The sequence below is a fragment of the Amycolatopsis sp. SID8362 genome (assembly GCF_010550475.1).
GTDB classification, from domain to species: domain Bacteria; phylum Actinomycetota; class Actinomycetes; order Mycobacteriales; family Pseudonocardiaceae; genus Amycolatopsis; species Amycolatopsis eburnea.
Window position 1 is genome coordinate 1 of record NZ_JAAGNB010000385.1, and the last position, 205, is coordinate 205.

Genomic DNA, 205 nt, shown 5'->3' on the forward strand with positions numbered 1-205 from the left:
CCCCGCCGGTCCCCACCACCCCCGCCGCGCTCACCGAGTGGCCGCCCGAGGGTGCGCGGCCGGTCGACGTCGAGGGCTACTACGACCTGCTCGCCGAGCGGGGTTTCGGCTACGGGCCGGCGTTCCGGGGGCTGCGCGCGGTGTGGCGCCGCGGCGACCAGGTCTTCGCCGAGATCGAGCTCGCCGCCGAGCACCGGGCCGCCGC

The 205-nt window shown here is 79.0% G+C and carries 1 protein-coding gene; it reads left to right on the top strand.

The features are described 5' to 3' along the window. Positions 1 to 205, top strand: a 205-nt coding sequence (locus tag G3I65_RS12060) for a polyketide synthase dehydratase domain-containing protein (RefSeq protein ID WP_160696179.1), incomplete at both ends; no start/stop codon positions are given.